This is a genomic window from Vibrio sp. S/42/10 (genome assembly GCF_029890535.1).
In the GTDB taxonomy this organism is placed as follows: domain Bacteria; phylum Pseudomonadota; class Gammaproteobacteria; order Enterobacterales; family Vibrionaceae; genus Vibrio; species Vibrio cyclitrophicus.
The window spans coordinates 66,153-77,669 of sequence record NZ_JAKMZC010000001.1 but is presented as its reverse complement, the minus strand read 5'-3'; the positions used below and the strand labels follow the sequence as shown (position 1 = coordinate 77,669).

Below are 11,517 nucleotides of genomic sequence, written 5' to 3'. Positions count from 1 at the left end.
GGCAGCTATCCTTAGTCAGAATCCAGAACAATGTCGCAAGAAACTAGCAAATCAGTAGTGACGTTATCTAGGTCAACAGTACTTCTACACTCTTGACCACGCACCTGAGCAACGATTTCCAATCCTTCCCAGTTGGTTGGAATGCTAAAGTCACTCACTAATTCACCATCGCGGTTCGACATACCAGAGTAGAAGGCTTGAGAATCTGTTTGGTCTGAGGTCACGCTGTATAGTTTGATGATGTGGGAACCGCGAATTGGAGCCGGCTCACCGTCCTTGTATGAAAAACTACTGACGACAATGACGCTCATTGTTCGCGAAGCCGTTCCACGCCACTCAAAACTGTCTGGTACAGCAATATCAACAAAAGTCGTATTGGCAGCTGTTGCGGCAGGACTCGCAGCGCTGTCAGTTGAGCCGCTTGCACCACCTCCGCCACCAGAACTGCCTGACCCGCCACCACCACCGCCGCAGGCGATGAGAGACATTGATGTGACCGATGTTAAGAGGAGTGTTTTTAATTTCATCATCATAATCTTCCGTAATTAATTGAGGCCGTGTAAAACTTAAAGAGCAATGACTGTGCCAGTTTTTATGTTGTTGATAAAAAAAGGAAAAATTTGATTTTTTGATGTGGTTTAAAATTAATTGTATATCAGCATCTCAATTAGAGAATCAATCTGACGATAACGAATAAATGACGGCCTGATAATGAGATTTGATAGGGAATTGGATTCAGTTTTCACGAATGCTGAGTGAGGAAAGTTGAATCTGTAATAAGAGACATTTGACTGGTATTTCTCTTGTTCAATAGGTGGTGGGTATCGGTTTTTACATCAACACAAACAGAATGAAAAGAATGTTAATTCTTAATAAATGTCAGAAGCGCTTTAATTAATATTAAATCGCAGGTTTCGACCTTGATTGGGCAGAGCTAGATGGTAGCGTTAGTTCACCCAAAACAAATAGCACAAGAGAAGCCAAACCAAAAAGCGATGATCAGGCCTGTCTATTCCATGGCAAGTTTAGAGTTAAACCTTGGCTATGTTTAAAGGTGAGTGAGTTTACGTGACTGACTCACCTTGTCGTTATTTCATCTTGTTACTCGTCGAACTTATATTTGACTGAATTATTGGTTAAACTTCGCGCCACTCTTTTCTATGTATAGCTTGGCATTAGAATAACCAAGCAAACACCTTTTTGATGACCTTTTTATTTATGAACTCCTCGCTGAAATGAACGCCAATAGCCCTGAAAAATCACCTTAGACGCTTCGGGTATCGAGCTGATTAATAACACACTCATTGATTCTGAATCAGGTAATCAGGCCACCTTATCTCCCTCAGAAAGCTTGATCCTTGAACATTTAGTGAAGAACAGCCCAAAAGCCGTTGGTCGTAACTTTTTACTTGAACACGGCTGGCCGGGACGGGTGGTGGCGGGCAGTTCACTGAATGTTGCGGTCAAGAACATTCGTACAGCATTAAATTCGCTTGAGTATGATTGCAAAATTTTAACGGTTCAAAAGGAAGGGTATAGATTCAATGGCCCGAGACAGGTTGGTAGTTATTTATCGATGCCAACGCCTACGACTGACATACATGTTGAATCGGCAATTGTTGAATCGACATTTTCAGAGAATGCCGCCACCACAGATGACTTAACATTTGTAGCAAAGCTCACGCCTTCTGGCATGAACAGACAAGGTGGAAAATCAAAGCAACAGTACCCACAATCTCATCAGTCTATAGTGAAGCACTTTATCACTCGTCATCAATCTCGTATCGCTGGAATCGTAGTCAGCTTGTGTCTCGTCATGTTGTTTTATCAGTTTGCGTTTTTTATGGATAAGAGTCGTTATCGTGGCATGGATGTTTATCACGATAATTTGAACTTTGATCAATCGCTGTTAACTGAGTTGAACACTGTCTCAAAACTCGGTGTTGATTTACTTTACCTACATCGTATCGGAGTTGGGTGCCAGAATATTCAAGCCGTTGCGCTGATAAATGGGCGCTGGAGAGAGATGAGTCATCAGTTTAAATCTCTCTCTTGTGATGGCGATAATGACGATGAGCGAGGCTAACCGATATGAATCGTAAGTTTTGGATGCCTATCTTGCTCACGCTTTTTGTGATTATAAATGTAGGCTTAATCTCTGGGCTCGCAACTAAAAGTGCCTATAAATTTTCCGCAGAGTATCCAATGGTAGGCTGGGAAAAAATCTCACTTCGATTGGAAAGTGGTCGGGTAAAAATGCAGTACATTGGTTACGACATCGATGGAAATGTTGCTCAAACTAAGCAAATGTTTGGAGTGTTCTTTCGCTGGGGGAATCACTACTACCTTTATCAATTGGACCAAGACCAAGCCCAAGATAAACAGACTTTCAATATCAAACACTTATACATCCAACAAACGCAAGGCAAGCGCAGTGTGTTGGTGTCAAATCAGCGTGGCCTTTATGTGACAAAAAAAGGCACGCCGTTAGAGCTGAAAGGCATAATGTATGGTGATCGCTTACTCTAGTTGAGAGTATCAACGAGTAGAAAGCCTTTGGTTAGCTTTTACCCAAGACGTTCAGCTTGGTCTTAATAAAGTCACTGTGGTCAACGTAAAGCAGTTCTGCGGTTTTGCGGATCACTGAATCTTCAAGTGGATCAATCTCTCCATCAGCATGTGCCACTTCCCACATTGCCTTTATTAGATCTATGCGGACTGGTTGAGACAGCTCTCGCAGTTGAGAAGTAAAGTCGTAAAGAGAGACAGATTGTTCAACTTGAGGTTCAGCTTGCGCCAATAAGGCTTTGGATTCGTCTTCAGTTATGTTCAGCAGGCGTTGAAGCAAGTGAAGTTTAGCTTCTTGTTCGGATTCGTTAATCGCGTGGTCTGCACCGGCGACTTCACATAACAAGCTGGCGATAGCTAAGTTAGGAGAGGCGGTTGGCGTTTTACCTAAATCAGAGCCTTCAACTAATTGTTTAAATAACGAGGTAAGTGAGTTAAACATAAGATCATTCCAGTTATGATGAATATTATTACTATTGGGCCTACAGAGTGTGATCGCAAGCGTCTTTACTCAAAACTGACATTACGGATGAGCGAGCAATAAAGAACACTTGTTAATCAGGCTCAGGGAATCGTGTGACTTTCCCATCACCACTTAGTGTCGTTATTGCTTGCGGTTTGCCTTCGCTATCTAACTTTAATTCACCAATCGCACTTCGGTTTGAAAGTCGATAGAAAGTCTGATTATCAGGGCTACGTTTTTCAATCTTTAAGCGTTTTCGCTTGGTGAAATAGTTCAGAATTGAGCGTGGGCTATACAGCAATCGGTCCCATACATCACAGAATTTAAGCAATGAAGTAGGGAACTGGTTTTTAATACCACTGCAAGTAATCTGATAGATATTCGGGCTGTTACGGCGGTATCTAAGTTTAATGTCGTAAGCAAAAGAGTAGTGAACATCACCAGAAAGCACGACGAAGTTGGTTGGTGTTTTGGTGTGGGTAAAGATACTGATGAGTGTGTTAGCACTGCCCGGATGTGCCATCCAGTTTTCCGCATCAATCACCAATGGTTTACCGATTGTGGTCGCCATTTTTTGCAGTGTTTCAATAAACTTCACGCCAAACATCGGCGCAGCAGAAACAATCACCACCTTATCTTGATGGAGCAGCTGGTGCTGAAACTCAATTAAGGCTTCCCAGTCCATCAAACCAGAAGGTTTATTCATGCGAGATTCTGATCGCCAGCGACGCGTTCGAGTATCCAACACAATGACTTTTGGAGACGTATCTATCGTGTAATGCCACTCTTCAAAGCGACCGAGCATCTCAATGAAGGCCTGGTGTTTGTTTGGTTCTATGTTGCCAACAGAGTGTTCAGTATTGTTGCCGCCAGTTTCATTCTGCGCTTGATTTTCAGCATGCCATTGAAAACCAAAGAGCTGTTTTGCTTGCTTGATGAACTCTTTGTTAAAGCTCTCCGGTTTGTTACCCCAACCCTGACACATCCAGTAGGCGGCAAGGCCGTTACCAATCACTTGAGTAGCAAACTGATTTTGATCGACAGCATGTTCCCAACCCACAGTCAGGTTCCAATCATCGGTGACATCGTGATCGTCGAAGATCATGTACGTTGGAATATGAGCGAACAGACGCTGCACTTTCGGTAGACCTGCTATGAAGTCATCAATGATAATGCTCTCGTCACGCCATTGTTGTTGCTCTGCCGGTGATAATTGACGTCCAGCTTCTGTGAAATCATTTTCGATCAATTGCTCTCGGTTGATGCATTGCCACAATGTCGGAGACCAAACCAGCAAATACATCGCGATGAATTCTGACAAGGTGACCAAGTGATTCTCACAATCGGTCGAGCTGAAAATAGGGATTCCGCGCTTAGGAAATAGCTTATCAAGCAACGAAGCAGAGGTGTTGTGGTGTGGCAGTAAATGATGACGTCGATACAGCTGATATTCACTCTTAAACAAGGCTTCACTACTGTCGATTGTGCTTACCTGTGAATCCGTCGGCAAGCTCTCGCCCACAAGACCAAGCAGTTGAATCACTTGTTGAATAGCATCAAGCGTTGGACCTGCTACATGATCGGCGTAGATCTGGTCGCCGCTCATCATTAGCATATCTGGCCGTTCAAGTACCGTTTGCTTTCCGACCTTGTTATCTGCAGCAACTAGGCTGTCTTTGCTCGGGTGATGAGGATTACGACAAGAGCCATGCAGGATATAATCAGCAGTCGTTGAGATCTTAAATTCAACGCGAGACTTGTCGCTATAAACAAGGTGAGGAGCCCATGTGGCCAGTGACCCTAGTTCGGTGTGAATGTCATATTCAAGGGGCGTATTGGTAGGGAACTCACCCTTTAATTGAATCAGGGTTACCCAAGCATGTGTCCCCACTTGAATTGACCCTTGTTCATCAAGTGGCGACGAATAAAAAGGCGAATCTTGCTCTGCGTTGAATAGTTCAGTTGAGCCTGTAGGTTGTGAACTCGTCACCATCCACAGTACCACCTCGTTGGCGGTGGTTTTTCTTAAAATTGGGCCTGCAAGTAAGAAGGGAAGAGATGATGTCGTCAAACGTTTCAATGCGGTTCCTAAATCGGTAGCGTTAGTCTTTGAGTTGTCTCGTTTCAAGATCAGAGGTTTCGAACTCTGGTGTGTCAGGCTCGTTAATTTCGAGAGCAGAGATGTCCTGCTCTATCGCTTCAGATTGATTTGCTTCGAGTTCCGTTGTTTCAGCTTCTGTCGTTGCCTGATCTGGCATTTCAGACTCCGTTGCCTCAAGCTCTGTCATTTCATGCTCTGTTGATTCAAGAACTTCGATAACTTCTGAACTAGAAAGTTCATGGCCCATTAGAAATATTGCTAATAGGGCATCGGCTTTTGTTTTGGTATCGGACGGATCGTCCAGTACTTGTTCGAGTTTTTCTCGAATCATAGCGATTTCGTGTTCGACGAAACCACGGCCTTCATCGTCCCCTTGGTTTTCTTCAGGGGCATTATCAAACTCAAGAAACAGCATGTCGCTATCGAGTCTGGTGTTAACCAAACGCTCAGGCAACCACTCTTCGCCCATGACAATATCTGGATCGGAATCTTGGGGTAAGTGGTCTATAATGTTTTGTAATTCTGAGACTTTCACAATACTTTCATTTAACCGAGAATATTCTTCATTGTAACGGTCAAAGTCGATCAAACCTAAAACTAGTTGGCTGGCATGGCCAATAAATGTCTATTCAGTAACACAAAAATTATTACAAAGAGTAATTACACAAGAATGAAGCACAAATTTTCACCGAAGCTCATTTCGTATGGAGCGGTTTTATTGAGTAACGCTTTTCTAGGTAATAGCGTAGCCTGGGCTGCCGAAGAGCAAGAATGGGGCATTGCTGCAATGTTCCGCAGTGCGAGTATTCCCTACGATACATCAGGTGGGGATCAAACCGTCGGTTCTTTTGTTCCGATGCTATTTTTTAAGAATGACTATGTATTTATCGACGGTACTGAAATGGGGGCTTACCTCTACCAGACTGACGACGAAAAATGGTCTCTTAATGCGATATCGCGTATGCGTTTTATTGATATCCCTGCTTCAGAACAAAATGCCATTGAGGGTGATACTGCCGATTTTGGTGCGCAAGTCAGTTATCAGTGGGATGAGCAGTGGAAGCTTGAAACCGAGCTAATGAGCGACAGTGAATACAATTTTCACGGAAATCTACGCGCCAAAGTAAAGTATGAAACGGGCGATTGGGAGTTTACTCCGAGTGCGACACTTCGTTATAAAAGTGCCGATTTCAATAGTGCTTACTATTCAGCCGAAGGCGAGTCGATTGGCGCAGGTATCGATCTTAATGTGGGTGTTGAAGCACGTTACCACGTGGTTTCCAACTTATACCTACTTGGTTCAACTAGTGTCACTCGATTAGACGACAACGCTTATGATTCATCAGTAGTTGAAGATCGTTATCAAGGTGAACTTTATCTTGGTTTTGGCTTCTTCAATGACAAAGAGAAAGCGCCGAAACCGAAATTGAGTAACGCGCCGTATTTACGTGTCGCGCACGGTTGGGCAACGCCATCGAATATTGGCGAGATTATGAAGTTCAATACTGAGAAAGACGAATACAATAACCAACTGACCTCGTTTTTCTACGGCCACCCGCTAACAGACGAAATCTTTGGTCTCCCGCTGGATATCTACCTAACACCGGGTATCGCGCATCACTGGAATTCAGATGTTCAATCGAGTAGCACCGAGTACATTATTGCGATCAAAGCGTATTACACCTTTGATTGGCCGACACAGTGGCGATTTGGTGTGGCTGAAGGTATGTCGTACATCGACTCGATCACCTACATCGAAGGCTCTGAGATGGATCGTAAAGGTTACACCGCAAGCCACTTGTTGAATTACCTAGACTTCTCATTTGATGTCAATGTGGGTGATTTGATCGGCAAGAACGACTTAAACAATTTATGGTTCGGTTATTCGTTGCATCATCGTTCTGCGATCTTTGAAAACGCCTCTCAGTTTGGACGTATCAAAGGCGGTAGTAACTACAACACGGTTTACTTCCAATACGAATTTTAAGCGCGGTTTCAGCCGTGTTTTAACGATGGTTTATGTTGTCATTTTTAACCATCGTTTGGATAAATATGATGTGTATCCGAGTTAGCTTTCATAGCCTTCGTTAGTGTTGGCTTGAACAATCAGCCTGATAGCAAAAGGTTTTCCCTTTTATGTCAGGCTTTTTTGTTGAAGAGTTGTGGTACAATCGCGCGAGTTTAATAAGTACAAGAATAGGACACGCTTTGACTTCGTCTCCGGAAAAAGCAGACAACAACAAGAATGCAGTGCAATCTCAAGCGACAAACAAAAAGTCGACATCGACTCAACCTGCATCGAACTCGTCTGCCAAACAATCAGTAAAACCTGCTAAAACTTCTCAGAATAGCCCAGCTTCTCTTCGTAAAGCGCTCAACGAATGTATGATGCGCGATCGCTTCCGTTTGAGTAAGCGAATTGCTGGTGCAAGCAGAATCAAAAATGAACAATCTAAAAATGCTGTCTTTGATGAGATTGCATTGGACATTGCCAAGTCGATGATGACGGCAACCCAGCGTGCTGCGCAAAAGCCAACGATTGAATACCCAGAAATTCTACCCGTCAGCCAGAAGCGCGAAGACATCGCGAAAGCCATCGCTGAAAACCAAGTGGTTATCGTGGCGGGTGAAACAGGTTCAGGTAAAACCACGCAGTTACCAAAAATCTGTTCTGAGCTTGGTCGTGGCCGCTTTGGTTTAATTGGTCACACTCAGCCTCGTCGTCTTGCGGCCCGTTCGGTTGCGAACCGTATTGCCGAAGAGATGGAAACGCAACTGGGTGAGTTTGTTGGTTATAAGGTTCGTTTTAACGACCAAATCTCTGAAAACACACAAATCAAATTGATGACCGACGGTATTCTACTGGCGGAAATCCAACACGACCGTTTCTTAAATCAGTACGACACCATCATCATCGATGAAGCGCACGAGCGTAGCCTTAACATAGATTTCATCATGGGTTACCTGAAAGAGTTGCTGCCAAAGCGTCCAGATCTGAAAGTGATCATCACATCGGCAACCATCGATCCAGAGCGCTTCTCTAAACACTTCAATAATGCGCCTATCATCGAGGTATCAGGTCGTACTTATCCTGTAGATACGCGTTACCGCCCGTTAGGTGGTGATGAAAGTGATTCCGATCGCGACCAAATTGAAGGCATCTTTGAAGCTGTTGATGAACTGTGTGATGAAGGGCAAGGCGATATCTTGATCTTCATGAACGGTGAGCGAGAGATTCGAGATACCGCAGATGCATTAAGTAAACGTAACCTGCGTGATACTGAAATAGTTCCACTTTACGCACGTCTATCGGCGGGCGAGCAGAACCGTATCTTTCAGTCTCATACTGGCCGACGTATCGTTCTGGCAACCAACGTGGCAGAAACTTCGTTAACCGTTCCTGGTATTAAGTATGTCATCGACCCGGGTACGGCGCGTATTAGCCGTTACAGCTACCGTACTAAAGTACAGCGCCTACCGATTGAGCCAGTGTCTCAAGCAAGCGCAAACCAGCGTAAAGGTCGTTGTGGACGTGTTGCTGAAGGTATCTGTATTCGTCTTTACTCTGAGGAAGATTTCGAATCACGCCCAGAGTTTACCGACCCAGAGATTCTCCGCACTAACTTAGCCTCCGTTATCCTTCAGATGACAGCTCTTGGCCTAGGCGACATTCAAGCGTTCCCATTTGTTGAAGCGCCAGATAAGCGCAACATTCAAGATGGTGTAAGGCTACTTGAAGAGCTAGGTGCGATAGCGACAGCCGAACCCGCTGCGAACAAAAATAAGAATCAAGGCGACGACAAGAAGAAGCTAACCGCTATTGGTCGTAAATTGGCTAAGTTGCCGATTGATCCGCGTTTGGCTCGTATGGTAATTGAAGCGCCACGCAACCGATGCTTGCACGAAGTCATGGTGATTGCGTCTGCGTTGTCGATTCAAGATCCGCGTGAGCGCCCGTCAGATAAGCAGCAATCGTCTGACGATAAACACAAGCGCTTCTTCGATAAAGAGTCGGACTTCATCACGTTTGTGAACCTGTGGGATTACATCAAGCAGCAGCAAAAAGCGCTGTCGAGTAATCAGTTCCGCAAACAGTGTAAGCAAGATTACCTGAACTATTTACGTATTCGTGAATGGCAAGATGTGTACTTCCAAATTCACCAAGCAATGCGTGAATTGGATACCAAGCTGAATACTGAGCCGGGTAGCTACGATGGTATTCATATGTCTCTGCTGTCAGGTCTGCTTTCGCACATCGGTATGAAAGACCAAGAGAAGAATGAATATCAAGGTGCTCGTAACGCACGCTTCCATATCTTCCCTGCGTCTGGCTTATTCAAGAAGCAGCCTAAGTGGATCATGTCTGCTGAGCTGGTGGAAACCTCAAAACTATGGGGTCGTGTTATCGCGAAGATTCAACCGGAATGGATTGAACCGCTAGCGAAACACCTGATTAAACGTAGTTACAGCGAACCACATTGGTCGAAGAAGCAAGCGGCAGTAATGGCACACGAAAAAGTGATGCTTTACGGAATCCCAATCATTCCAAAACGCTTAGTTAACTACGGTGCGATTGATGCCACTGTCAGCCGTGAATTGTTTGTACGCAGTGCATTGGTTGAAGGTGAGTGGGAAACCAAACATACGTTCTTCAAACAGAACCGCAAGCTCCTGCAAGAAGTGGAAGAGCTTGAGCATAAATCGCGTCGTCGCGACATCTTGATCGATGATGATGAACTGTTCGACTTCTATGATCAACGTGTTGGCGAAGAGGCAGTGTCAGGCCGTCATTTTGATACGTGGTGGAAGAAGACCAGTCAGAAAACACCTGAGCTGCTTAACTTTGAAAAGTCGATGCTGTTCCGAGGCGATGCTAGCCACGTTACTGATTTGGATTATCCGAACTTCTGGCACCAAAACGGTATTAAGTTGAAACTGAGCTACCAATTTGAACCAGGTGACGACAACGATGGTGTAACGGTACACATTCCGCTGCCTATATTGAACCAAATTGACCAAAACGGTTTTGATTGGCAGATCCCAGGCCTGCGTCAGGAACTGGTGATTAGCCTAATTAAGTCACTACCAAAAACGCTACGCCGTAACTTTGTGCCTGCGCCAAACTATGCCGATGCTTTCTTGGCACGTGTAACCCCATTAGAAGCTCCGTTGTTGGATTCTCTTGAGAAAGAGCTACGCCGCATGACAGGTGTCGAAGTGGTACGTGACGACTGGAAGTTAGACCAGATCCCTGAGCACTTAAAGGTAACATTCCGCGCTGTAGATCATCGCAAGCGTAAGCTGAAAGAACAGAAAGACCTGCATGAGCTAAAAGAAAGTCTGAAAGATAAGGTTCAAGAAACGCTTTCTAAGGTTGCTGACGACGATATTGAACAACAGAACCTGCATACCTGGAGCTTTGGTGAGTTACCAAAAGTTTATCAGCAGAAACGCGGCGGCTACGATGTTAAAGCCTTCCCAGCACTGGTGGATTCTAAAGACAGCGTAGAGATCAAACTGTTCGAAACCGAACAAGAGCAGATCTCGGCAATGAAATCGGGTCAGCGTCGTTTAATCCTGTTGAACGTGCCATCGCCGATCAAATACCTGCACTCTAACTTGCCGAACAAATCTAAGTTAGGCTTATACTTCAACCCATACGGACAAGTACTCGATCTTATCGATGACTGTATCGCTTGTGGTATTGATAAGCTAATTGAAGAGAAGGGCGGTTTGGTTTGGGAACCAGAGCAGTTTGAAGCACTGAAAGAACACGTACGTGCAGAGTTAGGCGATACGGTTGTTGAGATTGCTCAACAGGTAGAAACCATTCTAACTACGGCGTTCAGTATCAGTAAGAAGCTGAAGGGCCGCGTAGATCTTTCGATGGCATTTGCACTTTCAGACATCAAAGCTCAGGTAGAAGGTTTGATTTTTAAGGGGTTTGCCACAGAATGCGGGTGGAAACGCTTGCCGGATATTCTACGCTATATGAAAGCTATTGAGCGTAGAATGGAAAAACTGCCGATTGACCCTAACAAAGATCGCCTACATATGATCAAAGTTGAGTCGGTAATGAATGATTACAAAGAATTGCTGAATAAAATTCCAAAAGGGATCGCGGTTCCAGAAAACGTAAAAGAGGTGCGTTGGATGATTGAAGAGCTTCGTGTAAGCTTCTTCGCACAGCAGCTCGGTACGCCTTACCCAGTATCAGATAAGCGTGTTAAAAACGCGATTGATGCTTGCTAAAGGAATAAAGCTAGACGCAATAGCAAGGTTTGGGTATAAATCTTGCTTATTGCATTACTAATTGAATAGTTATTACATACAGGGCGACTTGGTGGCAATTTATTACCACTCAAGGCCTGCCACTAGGACGAAA

The 11,517-nt window shown here is 44.5% G+C and carries 8 protein-coding genes; 4 read left to right on the top strand and 4 right to left on the bottom strand.

The annotated features are described in order from the left end of the window. Window positions 1–11: 11 nt before the first annotated feature. Complete coding sequence (locus tag L8S15_RS00350; RefSeq protein WP_016784558.1) at window positions 12–533, bottom strand: hypothetical protein; 522 nt, start codon at window positions 531–533, stop codon at window positions 12–14. A gap of 836 nt (window positions 534–1,369) precedes the next feature. Here L8S15_RS00350 and L8S15_RS00345 point away from each other — a divergent pair. Next, window positions 1,370–2,086, top strand: a complete 717-nt coding sequence (locus L8S15_RS00345) for a helix-turn-helix domain-containing protein (RefSeq protein WP_241900990.1) — start codon at window positions 1,370–1,372, stop codon at window positions 2,084–2,086. A 5-nt stretch (window positions 2,087–2,091) separates the two neighbouring features. Further along, a complete protein-coding gene (locus tag L8S15_RS00340) occupies window positions 2,092–2,529 on the top strand; it encodes a hypothetical protein (protein WP_102277539.1) in 438 nt (145 codons plus the stop codon). A 31-nt stretch (window positions 2,530–2,560) separates the two neighbouring features. Here the strand turns inward: L8S15_RS00340 and L8S15_RS00335 are convergent, their stop codons facing one another. The 3 genes from L8S15_RS00335 to L8S15_RS00325 all read right to left on the bottom strand — a co-directional run bounded on the left by L8S15_RS00335 (window position 2,561) and on the right by L8S15_RS00325 (window position 5,667). Then, the gene (locus L8S15_RS00335; RefSeq protein WP_010441358.1) at window positions 2,561–3,010 is read right to left on the bottom strand and encodes a TerB family tellurite resistance protein; all 450 of its coding nucleotides are present in this window, start codon (window positions 3,008–3,010) and stop codon (window positions 2,561–2,563) included. Between the two features lie 112 nt (window positions 3,011–3,122). Further along, a complete protein-coding gene (locus L8S15_RS00330) occupies window positions 3,123–5,111 on the bottom strand; it encodes an alkaline phosphatase family protein (RefSeq protein WP_016792376.1) in 1,989 nt (662 codons plus the stop codon). A gap of 22 nt (window positions 5,112–5,133) precedes the next feature. Further along, window positions 5,134–5,667: a hypothetical protein gene (locus tag L8S15_RS00325; RefSeq protein WP_016797387.1), complete on the bottom strand. Its 534-nt coding sequence runs from the start codon at window positions 5,665–5,667 to the stop codon at window positions 5,134–5,136. 135 nt (window positions 5,668–5,802) lie between these two features. On the opposite strand from L8S15_RS00325, the gene L8S15_RS00320 reads away from it, so the two are divergent. Further along, complete coding sequence (locus L8S15_RS00320) at window positions 5,803–7,119, top strand: MipA/OmpV family protein (protein WP_016767264.1); 1,317 nt, start codon at window positions 5,803–5,805, stop codon at window positions 7,117–7,119. A gap of 221 nt (window positions 7,120–7,340) precedes the next feature. Next, a complete protein-coding gene (gene hrpA, locus L8S15_RS00315) occupies window positions 7,341–11,384 on the top strand; it encodes an ATP-dependent RNA helicase HrpA (protein ID WP_016788761.1) in 4,044 nt (1,347 codons plus the stop codon). Window positions 11,385–11,517 lie beyond the last annotated feature (133 nt).